This window comes from Treponema sp. R8-4-B8 (assembly GCF_054786175.1).
On sequence record NZ_BDHE01000487.1, the window covers coordinates 1 to 17,437 of the forward strand.

18 protein-coding genes and 2 tRNA genes are annotated in these 17,437 nt (G+C 41.9%); 13 read left to right on the top strand and 7 right to left on the bottom strand.

Annotated features, from left to right (window positions below; all coding sequences use genetic code 11):
- Nucleotides 1-321 precede the first annotated feature (321 nt).
- From ACYVRA_RS13060 to ACYVRA_RS13085, 6 genes are all read right to left on the bottom strand, one after another.
- Nucleotides 322-669, bottom strand: coding sequence for a DUF1048 domain-containing protein (locus tag ACYVRA_RS13060; protein ID WP_461253157.1), 348 nt, complete (start codon nucleotides 667-669; stop codon nucleotides 322-324).
- A 141-nt stretch (nucleotides 670-810) separates the two neighbouring features.
- Entirely contained in the window at nucleotides 811-1,020 is a 210-nt protein-coding gene (locus ACYVRA_RS13065) for a hypothetical protein (protein WP_461253158.1), read from the bottom strand.
- A 7-nt stretch (nucleotides 1,021-1,027) separates the two neighbouring features.
- The gene (locus tag ACYVRA_RS13070; protein ID WP_461253159.1) at nucleotides 1,028-1,555 is read right to left on the bottom strand and encodes a DUF4352 domain-containing protein; all 528 of its coding nucleotides are present in this window, start codon (nucleotides 1,553-1,555) and stop codon (nucleotides 1,028-1,030) included.
- A 506-nt stretch (nucleotides 1,556-2,061) separates the two neighbouring features.
- Nucleotides 2,062-2,202 carry a hypothetical protein gene (locus ACYVRA_RS13075; protein ID WP_461253160.1) on the bottom strand — a complete coding sequence of 47 codons (141 nt, stop codon included), beginning with the start codon at nucleotides 2,200-2,202 and terminating at the stop codon, nucleotides 2,062-2,064.
- Nucleotides 2,203-2,509: 307 nt separating this feature from the next.
- Nucleotides 2,510-2,580: transfer RNA gene (locus tag ACYVRA_RS13080), tRNA-Gly, on the bottom strand.
- 100 nt (nucleotides 2,581-2,680) lie between these two features.
- Nucleotides 2,681-2,753 (bottom strand) — tRNA-Arg (locus ACYVRA_RS13085).
- Between the two features lie 124 nt (nucleotides 2,754-2,877).
- On the opposite strand from ACYVRA_RS13085, the gene ACYVRA_RS13090 reads away from it, so the two are divergent.
- From ACYVRA_RS13090 to ACYVRA_RS13150, 13 genes are all read left to right on the top strand, one after another.
- Nucleotides 2,878-3,561, top strand: coding sequence for a LolA family protein (locus ACYVRA_RS13090; protein WP_461253161.1), 684 nt, complete (start codon nucleotides 2,878-2,880; stop codon nucleotides 3,559-3,561).
- A 15-nt stretch (nucleotides 3,562-3,576) separates the two neighbouring features.
- Nucleotides 3,577-4,674 carry a helix-turn-helix domain-containing protein gene (locus ACYVRA_RS13095; RefSeq protein ID WP_461253162.1) on the top strand — a complete coding sequence of 366 codons (1,098 nt, stop codon included), beginning with the start codon at nucleotides 3,577-3,579 and terminating at the stop codon, nucleotides 4,672-4,674.
- Between the two features lie 18 nt (nucleotides 4,675-4,692).
- Complete coding sequence (rimO, locus tag ACYVRA_RS13100) at nucleotides 4,693-6,168, top strand: 30S ribosomal protein S12 methylthiotransferase RimO (protein ID WP_461253163.1); 1,476 nt, start codon at nucleotides 4,693-4,695, stop codon at nucleotides 6,166-6,168.
- A 185-nt stretch (nucleotides 6,169-6,353) separates the two neighbouring features.
- Nucleotides 6,354-6,524: a hypothetical protein gene (locus ACYVRA_RS13105; RefSeq protein WP_461253164.1), complete on the top strand. Its 171-nt coding sequence runs from the start codon at nucleotides 6,354-6,356 to the stop codon at nucleotides 6,522-6,524.
- Entirely contained in the window at nucleotides 6,487-8,490 is a 2,004-nt protein-coding gene (locus ACYVRA_RS13110) for an InlB B-repeat-containing protein (protein WP_461253165.1), read from the top strand. Before ACYVRA_RS13105 ends, ACYVRA_RS13110 begins: the two co-directional genes overlap by 38 nt.
- A gap of 12 nt (nucleotides 8,491-8,502) precedes the next feature.
- Complete coding sequence (locus ACYVRA_RS13115; RefSeq protein WP_461253166.1) at nucleotides 8,503-8,874, top strand: hypothetical protein; 372 nt, start codon at nucleotides 8,503-8,505, stop codon at nucleotides 8,872-8,874.
- Nucleotides 8,861-9,691 (top strand): hypothetical protein, encoded by an 831-nt coding sequence (locus ACYVRA_RS13120; RefSeq protein ID WP_461253167.1) that lies wholly within the window; start codon nucleotides 8,861-8,863, stop codon nucleotides 9,689-9,691. The genes ACYVRA_RS13115 and ACYVRA_RS13120 overlap by 14 nt, the downstream gene beginning before the upstream one ends.
- Complete coding sequence (locus tag ACYVRA_RS13125; protein ID WP_461253168.1) at nucleotides 9,670-10,488, top strand: hypothetical protein; 819 nt, start codon at nucleotides 9,670-9,672, stop codon at nucleotides 10,486-10,488. The genes ACYVRA_RS13120 and ACYVRA_RS13125 overlap by 22 nt, the downstream gene beginning before the upstream one ends.
- 22 nt (nucleotides 10,489-10,510) lie before the next feature.
- Complete coding sequence (locus ACYVRA_RS13130; RefSeq protein ID WP_461253169.1) at nucleotides 10,511-11,449, top strand: OmpA family protein; 939 nt, start codon at nucleotides 10,511-10,513, stop codon at nucleotides 11,447-11,449.
- Nucleotides 11,446-12,663 carry a hypothetical protein gene (locus ACYVRA_RS13135; RefSeq protein WP_461253170.1) on the top strand — a complete coding sequence of 406 codons (1,218 nt, stop codon included), beginning with the start codon at nucleotides 11,446-11,448 and terminating at the stop codon, nucleotides 12,661-12,663. The genes ACYVRA_RS13130 and ACYVRA_RS13135 overlap by 4 nt, the downstream gene beginning before the upstream one ends.
- A gap of 16 nt (nucleotides 12,664-12,679) precedes the next feature.
- On the top strand, nucleotides 12,680-13,336 hold the full coding sequence (locus ACYVRA_RS13140) for a FecR family protein (RefSeq protein WP_461253171.1): 657 nt from the start codon (nucleotides 12,680-12,682) through the stop codon (nucleotides 13,334-13,336).
- A 208-nt stretch (nucleotides 13,337-13,544) separates the two neighbouring features.
- Nucleotides 13,545-16,007, top strand: a complete 2,463-nt coding sequence (locus tag ACYVRA_RS13145) for an ATP-dependent helicase (protein WP_461253172.1) — start codon at nucleotides 13,545-13,547, stop codon at nucleotides 16,005-16,007.
- Between the two features lie 56 nt (nucleotides 16,008-16,063).
- Nucleotides 16,064-16,864 (top strand): hypothetical protein, encoded by an 801-nt coding sequence (locus tag ACYVRA_RS13150; RefSeq protein ID WP_461253173.1) that lies wholly within the window; start codon nucleotides 16,064-16,066, stop codon nucleotides 16,862-16,864.
- Nucleotides 16,865-17,044: 180 nt separating this feature from the next.
- Here ACYVRA_RS13150 and ACYVRA_RS13155 read toward each other — a convergent pair whose 3' ends face one another.
- Complete coding sequence (locus tag ACYVRA_RS13155; protein WP_461253174.1) at nucleotides 17,045-17,398, bottom strand: helix-turn-helix domain-containing protein; 354 nt, start codon at nucleotides 17,396-17,398, stop codon at nucleotides 17,045-17,047.
- Nucleotides 17,399-17,437: the final 39 nt, after the last annotated feature.

Sequence of the window (17,437 nt, forward strand, 5' to 3'; positions counted from 1 at the left end):
ATTTTACACAAAATATTATAACCAAAAAATAAAAGAGGTGTTTGCTGTCAGATACAAGTAGGCTGCTCTAATCCTTTATGGGATTAATCCTTAAATTATCTGCGGTTTTTTCGCATAACGTTCCGGCGGTAACTGACGTTTTTGCTTTTGCGATAAGGAAACTGCGAAGCAGTTTCTTGCAAAAGCAAAAATGTGGCGGAACAAAAACGCACAAAGGGCGTAGCCCGACTGCGTTTTTGTGTAGCCCGAGCCGCCGTAAGGCGGCGAAGCAGTTACCGACCTGTTAGGCGACGTACCACCCGTATTTTATATACATATATTTTATTGTTTTATTTTTTGTTGAATAATTTTATTTAAATTTTCCCTACATTTATCAATCCATGTTTTTACATTTAAATTTTTACAAAGATTATCACAAAATAAACTTACATCTTCACCTGTAACGCTAATAACATTACGTCCATCAATTGATGCTTTTGAAAACTTTTCCAATATATCCAATAAAACAATCATCGAATTTCCATCATAATTAATTGACCAAATGTATTTTTCAATTTCCCTAAATACAAGACGATATTCTTCAGGCAAAGATTTATATAATTTCTTATATTCCTTATATCCAGCCCTACCATTTTTCCATTGTTTTATTGAATTAATTAACTTTTTCATTTTTACTCCTTATTATAATGTATTTAACCACCTAAAAATACTATATTCCCAAAATTTTATTATGTCAATCCCTTATTTATTCCATTTAGCGGCGATAGCCGCTTGGTATAATTTTCCAACCAATTTAGGGTGGTATGTTGCCTAACGTTCCGGCGGTAACTGACGTTTTTGCTTTTGCGATAAGGAAACCGCGCAAGCGGTTTCTCGCAAAAGCAAAAATGTGGCGGAGCAAAATACCACAAAGGGGCGAAGCCACGACTGGTATTTTGCGTAGTCCGAGCCGCCGTTAGGCGGCGACGCAGTTACCGACCTGTTGTGCGAAGCTTTTTGCGTAAATAAAGTTTTATACAATAATATATTATTGTATATTTATCCAACCTGATTTTGTATTTGCTGTATTAAGTCTAATACGTAAGTTAGATAGTACAGTATTTTTTTTAACCTCAACTGTTATCCAACCTCGTAATACATCACCCTTTTCAATTGTACCATTTACATCTATTTTTGGTTCTGCCACATCCCAAATACCAGGAGTATATGTAAAACCTTCAGAATCCTTTATCTCAAAACTGCCCAAAAAAAGATTAAGGCTTATGTCTGATTTCCCCTTCTCATTATCAATAAATATATCAAACCCAACAAATTTCATTCCCTCTTCTGGTTGAATGAATTCATTCTTTGATACAAGCTCACGTGCTTCTTTTATCGTAATTAAGCCGCCATTTTCTATCTTTGCTGAATCTTTTGAAATGTTTTCAGACTTTGCAGAACCATTTGAATTGTTTCCCGAAGCTGATTCTGCCGTCCCAGATTTCTTACCTTCACAGGCAAAGAATAAACAAACTAATGTAACAACTAAGATAAACCCAAAAATATTCCTTCTCATTTTACCCTCCTAACGGTAAATTATTTATATTTTACGATGAAAATGTACACCGCAATAATATACTATTTCAAGTTTTTAAATAATACAATATTTTCATTTTATCGTCAATATGTAGAATTACAATATTATACCAACTCAAAAAGTTTCGCACAACTCCATATTTAAGCAATGCGTGTTATTTTTCCAATAATAGTTAATTCAAAAGATTCGGTTTTTCTATTGCGCTTAATATTTTCTTTAAATTTTGGCCAATGCCTTAAGTCTCCATGCTATCTCCCAAAAATTATAATTCATCCAAGGATAGATGCTCTACAACAATACCATCATCTCCTTCCAGAAATTTGAGAGTCTTTGCAAGTTTGGGCAGAATATTATTATCAAGCAGCTTTATTCAATCCGCAATTTGCTTTTTTACAAAAGCGCTATTTTTACGCATATTGACAAAACCTACCTGAGAAATTATTTCTACGAAGTTAATTATTCTATTTCTATTGAACCAAACAACTCTATTTCTTTCCGTCCTCATACCCGGTTTTTCCGCAATTTGTGCGGGAGCCGTCTTTCCTATGGTACTCCTGACAAGCCTTACAGTTTCCGTGCCTTGCACAGCCATAGGGGCATTTACATTCATTGTTTTTTTCAGGCATATTTTTCTCCTTCTTTTATATACTCCATACAGTCTTTGGCCGACGGGGAACAATCAACCGCGCCCCGTCAAGGGGCGTAGCTGAACTAAATCCAAACGTTCTCTGACCACTAAAACATCACAGAATGTTTATTGTAAATACATGAATAATTGTGATGTTTTAGTGGTCAGACGGGCAAAGTGAGGTATGCAACAACCGCAAAGTCTGTAATGAACACTAATAAAACTCCTCGACTCCCGTCTTAAACTTTTTTATAAAATTAACAAAAACTATAAACCAGTAACAGTTTTTAGTTAATTTATTCTAAAGCGGCCGACGGGAGTCGAACCCGCGTCACGAGCTTGGGAAGCTAGGGTAATGCCGTTATACGACGGCCGCAATTTTTCAAAAAGCCTTCAGTACTTTAATCTTGCAGTTTTGCGCCCCGCGCAAAACTGCTAAGCCAGACCACATAAACGAAGTTTATGTGGTCTGGCAATGATCCAGGGCTGACTCGAACAGCCGACCTGCCGCTTAGGAGGCGGCCGCTCTATCCCCTGAGCTACTGGACCTGTATAAACAGATTATCACCCTGTATAGGTTATTGTCAACGAGCTTAAATTATCTGTAAAACGCTTGCAATAAACCTTGATTTTAACTAATATAATAGGATAAAATTGTTTGCAGAGGTTAATTTTGATAAAACGAGGGATATTCCTGTTTTTTATATTCATAGCGTGTTTAGCTCATCTTTTTGGCCAGGAAATAATAACTGCAGAAGCGTACCTTGGAATGGTATCGGATAATTACTCGACTATCAGAGATTATGAGGCTTCTGTCACTATCCGTTCTGGAAATAGCGAAATGGCGGGAAACGTAAGCTATCTGTCGCCATGCTTTATGCGTATTGATTTTACAAGACCGTCGGGGCAGGTTATTATTTTTAACGGCGATGTACTGATTGTCTACCTGCCTGAATTCAGAGCCGTGTTAAATCAGAATATTAACAGAAGACCGGGAACATCCGGAGCGGGATTGGCAACATCCCAGGGGCTTTCACTATTAAAGCGCAATTATGTGGCGTCGTTTGTTACAGGTCCCAATCCAGAACTTTTGGATGGCGGGTCGGGAGAGAGAGTCGTAAAATTGCGCCTTACAAGACGTTCTGTTTCGGAAGGCTTTAGGGAAATTATTTTAAATATAAATCCCGAAACAAAATTAATCCGCCGGATTGAAGGACGGACAATTGGCGAGAGTGAACTGCGTTTTGATTTTACGAATATCAGATTAAATGTCGGCATTCCTGAGGCGCGTTTTGCCTATGATATCCCGCCTTCGGCAAATATGTATGATAATTTCTTGTTTAGAGATTCTAATTAGAGCGGAGGAAAATTAATGGAATCTCTGGGCGAAAAATTAAAAACAACGCGCGAAGAAAAAGGGCTGACGCTTGATCAGATCAGCCGCGAAACAAATATTTCTATTCGTTATCTTGAAGCGTTAGAGACGGAAAATTTCGCTATCTTTCCGGGCGAACCGTATGTAATCGGCTTTATAAAAAATTATGGCTCGTATCTTGAACTTGACAATCAAAAACTAATATCGCTTTACAGGGCGCTCCGTATTCAAGAACAGCCGATCCCTGTAGAACAGCTTTTAAAAAGTCCACCAAAACTGCCAAGGTTTATCATTCCTATGGTAATAATACTGGCAGTTTTAGGCGCTGGCGGTTGGCTTGTCCGTTCTATAATTTTAAATAAACAGAATAATCCTGTTCAAAGAAAACCCGCCGGCCAAACATCCGCCGAATACATAATGGAAGGCAATTCCATGAAACGGCGTTTGTACAAAAATGACTCTGTTTTAATTTCTGTAGATAATGAAACATACAAACTGGAACTTTACAATATGGGCGAAGCTGTAACAATTCGCACTCCGGCGGGTCAGGAAATACTGGATTTAAGCCAGGAAGTTACAATCGATCTTAACAATGACGGAATTCCCGAATTGCGCGTAACGTTAATTGATTTTGCTAAAAATAAAGCCGATATGGGAGCGTTACTCGATTTCTATTTGATGGACGCCGCCGCTTACACGGGTTCGGAACCGGAACAACATTCTCCGCGAACAGAAAATACGGTAACCGCCGCAAGCACTACAATTTTTCCCGCTTCAGTAAGCGCGTATCCTTTCACTTTACAAATCGGTTTCCAGGGGTATTGCATGTTCCGTTGGGAAATCCTTAATGAAAGGGATCGCAGAGGTTCTACCCAGCGTTATTTCCAGCGCTCGGAAGTTCTTGATATTCAGGCTCAAAACGGCATTCGCATTTGGGCGTCTAACGCTCAGGTTGCGAAACTTCAGGTAATCGGCGGCGGGCGTGTGGTACCTGTAGAAGTTGGCTCTGCTGGCGAAGTTGTCGTAGCTGAAATCCGCTGGGTAAGAGATGATGAAAACCGTTACCGGCTTGTTCTGATGCGGCTGGAACTATAATTCTCCACCGTTAAATAAATGCGCTATTTTCTTGATCCTTTCGGCTGTGTAAAAAATCAGGTTGACGCTGAAAACATGATGGCTCACCTTAACAAGGAAGGATGGGAAAGCGTATCCGAAGCGGAACAGGCAGATTTAATTATAATCAACTCCTGCGGATTTATTGAAAGCGCGAAACGCGAATCAATTAACGCGGTTTTCGAATGGCGTAAACTCTACCCCGGCAAAAAAATACTCCTTGCAGGCTGTCTCGCGCAACGTTATGCGAAAGAACTGGGCAAAAACATGCCGGAAGCGGATGAGTTTTTTGGCGTGGAAGATATTTCGCAAATAACCCAAATAGCTGCAAGCCTTGTAAACGGCGAAGCGAAATTATCACATAACGCTATTCCGTCTGCGGGAGAGCGTCCGCTTTTATCACTGCCCGGTTCGGCTTATGTAAAAATAAGCGAAGGGTGTAACAACCGCTGTTCTTTTTGCGCCATTCCGCTTATTCGCGGCGGCCTTGTAAGCCGTAAAATACCCGATATTTTAGAAGAATGTAATACGCTATTGGATCGCGGTATTAGGGAAATATGCATCATCGGACAGGACATTGGCGCTTTTGGGACAGATGCCGCTAAAGGCTTCGCCTCAGTCTCGAACTCTGCTTCAAACGCCGCTAAAGAGTCTGTCTTTAACATTGCCGACGAAATTGTTACAGGCGCAAATACCGCCTCAAATTTGCCGGAACTGCTTGAGGCGATTTCTTCCCTAAAAAGGAAAGAGCGTTTTTGGGTGCGCCTGTTGTACATTCATCCCGACCATTTTCCTTTAAAAATACTCAATCTTATGGAAAAAGATACGCGTTTTCTTCCCTACTTTGACATTCCCTTCCAACACGCATCTTCCAAAATACTTACCGCTATGAACCGTCACGGAAACGCTGAAAAATATCTTGCGTTACTCGAAACAATCCGCGCAAGACTGCCAAATGCCGTTATACGATCTACTTTTCTGTTGGGTTTTCCCGGCGAAACAGAAGAAGATTTCGCGCAGTTACTCGATTTTCAGGAAAAAGCCAATTTAGACTGGCTTGGCTGTTTTGTGTATTCAAGAGAAGAAAGCACTTCGGCGTATTCGATGAAAAAGCGCGTTCCCGTTAAAACCGCGGAAAAACGCAAACAAGTAATTGAAGAGCGGCAAATCCCTATTACGGAAAAAAATATGGATCGCTTTGTTAGTCAAAATATGGAAGTGTTAGTTGAAGAGCAATTTGCCGCAGACGAAACCGACACCGACAGAAATGCCGCCGGCAGAAATGCCGCTGACTCTATCTCATCAGAAGAAAGTGAGACTCTCTGGCTGGGGCGGCTGTACTGCCAGGCGCCGGACATTGACGGCGCGGCAGTAATTGTAAAAAGTAAAACAGGCAAATCAAATCCCCAGCCGGGAACTTTCGTAAAATGTCGGGTTGTATCGCGGCGGGGATTTGATTTGGAAGTGAGCGTTTAAATAATTCTCCAAAATCCTAAGCTGTTTATTTTGACATAACGCTAAATCGTGTCACGTTTTAGTCCGCGGAAATTAGTTGTTTAAATTTGATTTTTTTTATATATTTAGATATATTGGTAAATAGTGCAAATAAGATTTATTTATAAGTGATATTAACGAGTTATATTATGGAAGGAGAATTCATTATGATAAAATGTAAAAAATCATCAGTTAAGTTATCGATACTTGTAACGATTTTTGTTATTAGTTTATCCGGCTGTTTTAGCGAATGGCAGGGAGATTTGGCGAAAATCGTTATTTCATTCGGCAACGCGGAACGTGCCGCTTTTTATAATACAAATCCCGAAAACCCTTAACCAACTTAGGCATGATATTGTACTTACAAGCGCTACGGGAAAACTGGAGTTCAGTTTTACAGGCACAACCTTTGAAGCCTATATAGCTCCGGGTAAGTGGAATGTATCGGTTTATTCCTGGTTGGGAGATGATATTTATGCGGTAGGCTCCGAGGATGTAATTTTAAAATCAGGGCAGGATAACAGAGAAAAAATAAAAATGTATCAGGCGCACATGGTAAAATTTAACTCCGATGGCGGGAGTAATGTGCCGGATCAGATAGTGCGTCACGGCTTCCCCGCTAAAAAACCTGACCACAATCCTACAAATCCCAATAGTACTCTCAACTTTGGTGGATGGTATTATGGGACAGATGATGAAAGGCAACTATTTGATTTTGATGATGTTGAAATAAATAAAATAACGAAAGACATTACTCTTTACGCGTACTGGAGCGAAGACTATTTCGTAACATTCCACTCCAACGGCGGCATTTTTAAAGAGGGATCGTCAATACACACGTCAATACAAAAACAAGTAGTTAAAGGCGGCAGGTTGACCGATTTGCCCCCTAATCCTACTCGTAGAAGTTATGAATTTACTAAATGGACGTTGGGACTTAATGGGCCAGAGTTTAATTTAAATAGTGTAATAAACAGTAACATTGATCTTTACGCGGCATGGGGAGACTTCATTACTGAAGCTCGCGGCAGTACGCTAACGGACAAATTAAACTGGCTTTATGATAATGCGATTGTGGCAGGGAACTATACCGTTACTATTACAGACACTCAAAACCTTAATTCTGAAAGCTTGCTTAGTTACAAGGATGATTATGATCATGCTATAGAAAATGTAAAAATCACCCTAACTGGCAAAGGTACTGTTCAGTTAGGAAGCAGTGCTACAAGTTATGGATGGATTAAAATTGATTCTGGAGTTACGCTTACGCTTGAAAGCATTACGCTAAAGGGCTTTACAACTAACGTTAATCCTGCGGTTTATGTAAGCGGCACGCTGATAATGAATAGTCTTGAGGCTGCAATCACTGATAATACAAATAATAGCGCAACAGAGATGACCGGCGGCGGCGTGTATGTTGCCAACGGTGGAAACTTCACCATGAACAATGGAAATATTACCAATAATAGCGCTGATAATGGTGGCGGCATAGTAGTTAGCAATGGCGGACAATTTACTATGAATGGGGGAACAATCAATCTGAATAATGCTGACTCCGGCTTGGGTGGCGGGGTATATGTAAACGGTGGAACCTTCAATATGAGTAGTAGCGGTAGCGCGGAACTCTACCATAATACAGCCAAATACGGCGGCAGCGTGTATGTTGCCAACGGCGGAATATTCACTATGAGCGGCGGAGAAATCAAAGAAAATACAGCCACTTATGCCGGCGGCGGCGTGTGTGTTGCCAACGGCGGAATATTTAATAAAACAAGCGGTACAATCTATGGTTACATTTCAACTAATAATAAAAGCAATAAGGTTGAAAATAATAATCAAATTTTAGAGAAGAAAGGTCATGCGGCTTGTGTCTTAGATCAAAATAATGGAGTACCTTTATGGAAGGATTCTGATGTTGTAACGACTGCTCCTTTGGCTTATAACGGCTCAACTACTCCACCAACCTATAGCGGAGGTTGGGATGAAGAACAATTGACTCCAATTACTATTATTGTATCAATTGGCGATATAAATGGAGCGACTGACTCTGAACCGCTGAAAAATGAGCCTGTTTATGTTGATATAAATGATTCTGCGGAATTAACAGTAATTGGACATAGCGCGGATTTTGGCTATACATTTGCTTGGTATATAGGAGGAAGTCTTCAAACAGAAGTAACAACTTCTTCCTATACCTTTACTGCTGAAACGGCAGGAATATATGACATAACCGTAGTTGTAAAAGACAATAGTCTTGATTGGGAATGGAGCGTATCTGGCTCCTGTACAATAATAGTACGCTAATTGGGGGAAAAAATGAAGGAAGTAATTATTAATATGGAAAAAATATTAAAGCGGACAACGGTTATTATGGGAATAATAATCTTTGCGTTGGTGTTTTCAACCTGTAAAGAAGGTCTTGAGAACTTGCAGGAGCGTACAACTCCCCCTGCGGGAATGGTAAATGTTACAATTAATATTGTTAATAATAATGAAAGGACAGTATGGCCTAGGGTGAATATAGAGGATATAACCAGTATTAAAATATCTATTTATGATTATATAGATGAAAAAATAGGAACATTCATAGGTGAATCTTCCCCTGCATTTAATATTAATATGCCTATCACTGTGTATGTTTCAGTGCCGCTGGGGGGGGGATTATATATTTTTTGTGGAGGCTTATAATAGAGATAATAAAAAAATATTTGCTAACGTATCTGATCCTGTTTATACCTCTTTTCAAAGTGCTACTAGTATTCTACTTAATCCCGTGGAAAGTGAAGGAGGAACAGGCGCGATAGACCTCACTTTTACATTCCCTAGCTATGCGGGGGTTACAAAAGTTATCGCATTTTCCAATAAATATTTGCCTGACTTCGAAACGACAAATGGCTCTAGGCAAGAGTTTGATATAAATAATACAGTTGTCTTCGAAACTACAGGCGATGAAACGACATTTCGTTTTTACAAAGATAATGTTGATGCAGGCGATTATTTTGTCACTTTTATATTTTACAAAGGCATTAAAAGATTAAGAGTAATCTCTGAAGTTGTAAAGGTGTGGAATAATTTTACTAGCGCTAAGGATATAGATGTAAAGATATTTCAAATAAATGTTCCGACAGTTGATAGTTCTACCAGTGCTCCTCTAGCTTTTACAGACAGATTGGATTGGATTAAGACCCACGCACAGAGTGATGTTGAGTATATTATTGAGGTGATTAGTGTTTATGGTGCGGATTTTGTTGAGACAATTGCTCCATATACTCTTTATCTTAACAACGGCGCTAGTAATGTAATTGTAACCTTAAAAGGAATTAAAGATGATGAGAGGTCATCAACCCCAACCATTAAGCTTTTAAGTAAAGGCTCGCTATTTATTGTGAACCAGGGCATTACGCTAAATTTGGACGGATACATTGACCTTGAAGGAATTGATGGTAATATCGTCCCGCTTGTTAATGTAAGTGCAGGGGGGCATTGGTTATACGTGGTGGATTAAATTCAGAAATAGTTATTCATTTTAATAAAACCAGCACCTATGGCGGCGGGGTATATGTGGCTGAGGGCGGAACCTTCACCATGTATGGCGGACAAATCGTTTACAATTCTGCATCTAGCGGCGGTGGTGTGTACAATTTAGGAACCTTCAATATGTATGGCGGAGGAATCCACGACAATTTTAACACCAGCAACGGTGGCGGTGTGTACAACGAAGGAACCTTCAACATGAAAGGAGGAAATATTTACGAAAATACAGTCAGTATTAACGGCGGCGGTGTGTACAACGAAGGAACCTTCATCATGGATGATGGAAAAATTTACGAGAATAAAACCACTGGTACTGGATCGATTACCAATACCTATGGTGGCGGAGTATATATTAGCGCTAATGGAAGTTTTACCATGAATAGCGGAGAGATTTATAGTAATGAAACCACTAAGGGTGGCGGTGGTGTATATGTGTCAAGCTTAGGAACCTTTATCATGCAAGGCGGTAGTATCTATTCCAATAAAACAAAAGGAGATAATAGTTTTGGTGGCGGTGTGTGTTTGAACGAATGGGCAAATTTCTCTAAAACAAATGGGATTATTTATGGAGGAACTGGTATTAAACCTAATATGGTGGTAAATTCGAATAATACTACTATTAATAATAAAGGTAACGCTGTGTGTATTATAGACAGTAACATGGCCGTCATTATATACAAGGATAGTGACTCTGACGAGAATGATATTCTGTCTTATGACAATGAAAATGGAGCTACCCCTTCTGCTGCATGGATATCATCACCTTAATAGCATAAGGACTATAAACAACATGAAAAAGAACGTAATTATAACAATCTTTCTCCTCATCATCTGCGCCGCGTTACACGCGCAAACCGCTGATGAAATACAGACGTATTTAAAAACTCCTGCCGTAAGTTACGCGCAGGCGGCGCGTTTTGTGCTGGAAGCGGCGGATGTTACGGGAGATTATGATAAAAAAGACGGACAGGACGCGGTACGTTTTGCGATTGAAAAATATTGGCTGCCAAAAAAAATCAATGCACAGGACGCTATTACTTTGGAAAAATTTTCTCATCTTGTAATGAAAGCTTTTGGCTTGAAGGGCGGGCCGATGTATACTTTGTTTAACAGCGCCCATTACAGTTACCGCGAAATGGTTTTTCAGGATTTGATACAGGGGCGAATCGATCCGCACATGAAAGTGTCAGGCGAAAGAATGCTTTTTATCGTCAACCGCCTGTTGTACCGTATCGAAGACAACCCTTGGGAATTTCCGCGCGAGTTGACGGCGGAAGAAATCAGGAAAGAGGAAAATATCGCGCTGGCGGGGCAAATAACCGCCAAACTTGAAGCGATGGAAGTCGCAAATACTGATGTTCGCATAACGGAAGAAGGCGTAACAATCAGCATTTCCAACATTCAATTTTTGGCTAATTCTTCGGAGTTGCCGGAAAAAGAAAAAGCGGAAATTGCCGAAATCGCGCGGATACTCAGTTCCATTCCCGGCAGAAAAATCCTTGTTGCCGGGCATACCGCGCTTGCCGGAACACCGCAGGAAAGACTTCGCACGTCGCGTGAAAGAGCGCAGGCGGTAGCGGATTATCTTGTGCGTTTGGGAGCGCGAAAAGCGAATGAAATCGTCGTTAGGGGATACGGTTCTGAAAAACCCATCGCTGACAACAACACGCCCGAAGGCATGGCGCTTAACAGACGTGTGGAAATTACATTGCTGGAGGACGCTCAATGAAAAAATTATTACTCATCCTTGCCGCTATTTTTCATTTAGGCGCGTTTTCGCTTAACGCTTTTGATTTTGGGCTTGTTTTCAGCCAGAGTGCGGACATTGACGTGCCGTCCTTTGATTTTGAAAAAACCAATTTCGACATATATGGCGTTTTAATGCCGAGGTTTACCGCGCTGATTGGAGAAAAAGGCAGTTTGTTCATTTCCGCCGCGATAAATTATGAAGTTGAGAGCAGTACTGATTATTTTGCGATAATACCGGAACTGACAAGAACCGATATTAACTTTAATTTGGGAAGCATAAATTTAAATATAGGACGGATGTTCTACAGCGATCCATTAAGAATTACAGCAAACGGCCTATTTGACGGAGCTCAGGTTTCATTTATTACACGTAACGGAAATATCAGCGTCGGCGGCTGGTACACCGGCCTTTTATACAGGGATAGAGCGGCGATTACAATGACACCTAACGAATTGAAATCCAGTAATGATAAAGTTGATTATGAAGATTTTGTCAACACCTACTTTGCCCCTCCCCGTGTTTTAGCCGCCCTTGAATACGATAACCCGTCTCTTGCCGGATTCCTCGGCTTAAAAGTTTCGTTATTATCCCAGTTTGATGCGGGCGACGAAAATTTAAACAGCCAATATCTGACGGCGGCATTATCTGTTCAGGGAAAATCCCTTATTTTTGATTTAGGCGGATGTCTGGAGTTAATCGAGTATAACGATGAAATAACTCCCGCGTTTGCCGCGGATGTTGCACTAACATTTATATTACCGACAAAACTGGAAAAACAGATAAAATTATCGGGGCGCTATTCAAGCGGGGTTAGCGAAGATAAATCAATAGGCGCGTTTTTGCCCATAACAACAGTTTCTCAGGGAGAGCTTACAGAAGCAAAACTTTCAGGCTTGTCTTTATTATCCCTAGACTTTACGGGCAGACTGACAAACTCATTATCCGCGAATATGGCTATCACGTATTTTATCAGGAATGATTTGGGAACATACAAGTATTATCCCGTAATCGAAGAAGACTCAAAAGGATTTTTTCTTGGAGCGGAAATATTCGGGCGGCTTATATGGACTATAACTTCAGGCATCCGCTTAAACTTTGGAACAGGCGTATTCATACCCGCGTTAGGCGACGCCGCCCCCGACGCGGATATTTTATGGCGCACAAAACTTAATTTGGTATTTTCAATATATTAATTATAGGAGTAAGAAAATGAAAAGATTATTGTTTGTAACAATCTTTATTTTAACAGGTTTGTATGTGTTCGCTCAGGACGCGTTCATTGAAGAGCTTACAGGCACGGTAGAAATCAAGCAGTCAAAAGACGCTTCGTTTAAAACAGCTAACAAAGGCGATAAAATTTTTAAGGACACTGTTATAGCAACAAGTTTTAAAAGTTACGCCATAATTAAAATTGGCGGCACAACAATAACGGTGCGTCCTTTAACGACTTTAACGTTAGCTGAAATACAAAAGATAGAAGAAACTGAAACTCTGAATGTAAATTTGCAATCGGGAAGGGTCCGCGTAGACGTAAAGCCGGCTGCCGGAACAAAAGCGTTAACCACGGTAAGTTCGCCGTCTTCAACAGCGTCTGTCCGTGGAACCAGCTTTGAATTTGATACCAACAACCTTTATGTAAACGAAGGCAAGGTCAGTTTTGCCGGTAACAACGGGCAGTATGTTATTGTCAGCGCGGGCGGAAGCAGCCAAGTGGATCAGACTGGACAGGTGACAACGCCAAGAGACGAAAGAACCGCAAACTTAATGCCCCCAAGCCCGGTAGGAACAAGCGCGAGAGAAATGTCCGCATCAACCCCAGCCGCCGCGAATACGCCTTTTACTTTCGAGCTTGAATATCAGCCTTAACAGTGAACTAATCAAAAAATTTCACACAAAGGACACAGAGGAAGAGAAGAACACAAAGAGGAATTAAAGGTTTTTGTCCGTTATCTTATCGTGAAACTCACGCTTAGATTTGAACAAAAACACCTTCCCTCTTCTTTGTGATCTTTGTCTCTTTGTGATCTTGGTGTGAATCTCTTGCGATAAAACTTATTTCTGTTACAATTAGCGAATGCGCGAAGCTGACTATCCTTCTTATCTTGACACGCTCAATAGCGAACAACGCCGCGCCGTTCTGCACACGGGGAAACCGTTGTTGATACTGGCGGGCGCGGGTTCCGGCAAGACAAGAGTGATTACCACAAAGATAGCGTGGTTAATCAGGGATAAGGGAATGGATCCGCGTTCAATTCTGGCGGTGACATTTACAAACAAAGCGGCAAGAGAGATGGCTGAACGCGCAAAGCAAATTGACGAGCGCGCGGGAGACGCGATGCTGCGGACTTTTCACTCTTTTGGAGCGTGGTTCCTGCGGCGTAATGGCGCTCTTGCCGGTCTTGATTCGGGTTTTGTCATTTACGATGATGATGATGTCGTCTCCCTTCTTTCATCAATTTTGGAAAACACGCCTAAAGCCGACGTGAAACATTACGCGCACAACATTTCCAGAGCGAAAGATTATTTTCTCACCCCCGACGATCCCGCGCTTGCGATTATCGATCATAGTAAAAAGTTCCGTGACATTTACAAACGCTACGAAGAACGCATGGCGCAAATAGGCAATGTCGATTTTGGCGACTTGATAAAAAAACCGGTTGAGATTCTCCGCAGTCAACCGGAAGTGGCGCGGCGTTTCCGCGAGCGGTTTCGGGCAATAATGGTAGACGAGTATCAAGACGCGAACGTGGCGCAATTCAGTCTGTTAAAAGAACTGTGCGGTCCCGATACTTATGTTTGCGTGGTCGGCGATGACGACCAATCCATTTACCGTTTCCGCGGCGCGGAAGTAAAAAACATTCTTGAGTTTCCCAACCGTTTTTCTGGCGCGGACGTTATTCGCCTTGAGCAAAATTACCGCTCAACATCAAACATTTTAAAAGTAGCGTCCTCCGTAGTCGATTACAATCACGACCGTTTGGGAAAAACCCTTCGCGCCGAAAAAGGAGACGGCCCTCTGCCCGTACTTGCCTACCTTCCCGACCAAAACGAGGAAGCGTCTTTTTGCGCGGATAAAATCATCGCCTCCGTAAAAAAGAAAGAAACAAATTGGTCGGATTGGGCAATCCTTTACCGCACCAACGCGCAATCAGCGGGGTTTGAAACTCATTTCCTGCGGAAAAACATTCCCTACCGTGTTGTCGGTTCATTAAAATTTTATGAGCGCGAAGAAATAAAAGACTCCATCGCGCTTTTGGCTTTTCTGGTAAATCCCCGCGATGAAGTAGCTTTTCGCCGCATAGTGAACAAACCCACAAGAGGCGTAGGCACGGCAACAGTTGATAAGCTGACAGGAGCTTCTGGCGAACACGGCGGCAACTTGCTTGAATCAAGCCGCGCATTGGACTGCTCCGCAAAAGCGCGTAAAGGCCTTGATGAGTTTATAAAGGTAATTGAAGACGCGAAAAAATTGTTAGCTCAATCTGCGCAACATCAGGAAGAAAATGTAAATGACGAAACGAAACACCTCACTGTAAAAAAAACCGCGATAAAGAAACTCAAGGCGGAAACTCAGTTACTGGAAAAACGCTCGTCAAGAAAACAGACTGAACTTATTTCGGGCGATAAACTTTCGGTTCTTGTTACAAAAATTATTAATGATTCCGGCCTTGCCGAATATCACAGAACGCAGGATGATGTTTCCGGAAACAACAAAATTGGCAATTTACAGGAACTTGTGAATTCGGCAAGTGATTATCCGCAAACCTACGAAGGTCTTGCTGAATTTCTTGAGAACATAGAACTTGACCGCTCAATGGAAGACAAAGCAAACGAGGACAAATCCGGCGGCGCGCAAAACGCCGTAACGCTGATTACTTTTCACAACACCAAAGGTTTGGAATTCAAGCGCGTAATAATGACAGGGCTTGAGCAAGGCATCTTTCCAAGAGAAGACAAAAAAGACGACGAGCTTGAAGAAGAGCGCCGTCTCTTTTATGTAGGAGCCACCCGCGCCATGGACGAACTCTATTTAACAACCTGCGCTGAACGGCGAATGTACGGAAAAACCGCGCAAATGCAGCCGTCGTTATTTTTGCGCGAGATAGACAGAAATTATTTGCAAATAAAAGAGATTGAGGTAACGCGGAGTTTCACCGCGCCGCAGTACTCAGGCGGAAGACCATTCATCGGGAGAAATTTTAACCCGCTTAATCCGCAAAACTTACGCGCAAGCGGCGCAAGAAGCGGCGCAGATAGTGGCGCAAGCGGTTACGCAGGCAGAGCAAGCGGCGCAAATAGCGCGTATAGCGGAGCAACCCGCGCAAATAGCGACGCAAATAGCGAACTTGAAAAACGCGCCGGTTGGCAAAGGGGACAGCGCCTGTTTCACGAAGATCACGGTTACGGCGCGGTCATGGGAGTAATGGATAGTGAAGACGGCCCTGTTGTGCATGTCCGTTTTGATTCAGGACAGGACAAACGTTTTTTAAGCGAACATCAGGGCAGAGCTTATGAAAAAATTAGAGATAGTGATTAAAAGACTTTGCGTTTTTGCTATGACAAATTAAGGCTAATGAGTATAAAATAGATAGTATGGAAATAAAAGACGATCTTAATCTTTTAAGAGAAATCCCCACTGTTCTTCGCGCAAGAGGCTTCCGTCTTTATTTATCCAACGGCAAACGTTTAGTCGATCTTTGGCTAAACGGCGGCGCGGCAGTCTTGGGTCACACTCCGCCAAACATTTTACGCGAACTGAAAAATACCGCGAGCAGAGGCTTATATGCGCCCTTCCCCCACTTCACCGAAAGCCGTTACCTGAAATCGCTGTCAAAAATTTTCCCGGGACGTGTTCTTCGCCTATACGCCGCGCCGCCGCAGAAATTATCCCTACTTTTCAACAACGGAGACGCCAAACTTTGGCGCCCTTTTTCCAACCCAACATCACCATTCGCGGTGACAGATAACGCCCCTATTCTTATCCCCGTACTCCCCGGCATTCAACTCTGGCGCGGCGGACTGCCGCTTGGCTTGTGCATAACAGCCATTGAATCTGGAAACCAACTTGCCAATTTACCGCAAAGCGACATTCTTCCCCCCGTACTGCTTGCAACCGCTACGCGCGGAATCTACGACCTGTTCGCCGCGCCGAATAGGGCAACCCCTCAATTACAGCGCGTTGAAAAAGTTTTAAAAAAAAGCCGATGGCAACAGCGCGGCATTTATCTTGAGTTGAGAGAAAAAGCAGAAACAGAAAATTGGACAACGCTATTTCAAAAATTTATGGAAGCGGGATTTTTATTGCCGCCCGCTCAGTCATTTCCGCTGATTCTTCCGGGAGAGCTATCTGACGGAGAAGAGGCGAAATTGGCGGCGGTGTTGGGAGAGGGGTAGAAAGAGGTTTTCATAATTTCACACAAAGATCACGAAGGAACAAAGAACACAAAGAAGGAAAAAGATATTTGTCCCTCATCTTATCGTAAAACCAACGCATAGCCCTCGAACAACAATACCCCCTTTGTGATCTTATCTTCCTTTGTGTGCTTTGTGAGAATCTTTTCGAGTAAATTCTAACTATTCCTCTTTTCCCGTTCTAGTACTATTCTCATAATTAATAATTTCCAGCAGCTGCCGCTTAAAATAGCCTTTAAAGAAGGGATTTAACTGGCGGTAAAGATTTACAATTTCCTCAATTTCCCGATCCGGCTCGCTTGCGAACATTTCCCCTTTTCCGGTTTCCAGCCATTTTGCGCTGATGCCGGTAGTTAGGTTGATGAGCTTGATCATACGGGAATTGATTTTACGCTCTCCTATCTCCATAGAACATAAAAATCCCGTACTAACACATATTTTTTCAGAAAATTGGGCTTGGGTTAAGTGCAGTTTCTTTCTGGCGTAGGCTAACCGCTCATTTACCTTCATTATCATAGTTTAGCAAATATCATCATAGAGAACAAGAAGAGTAAA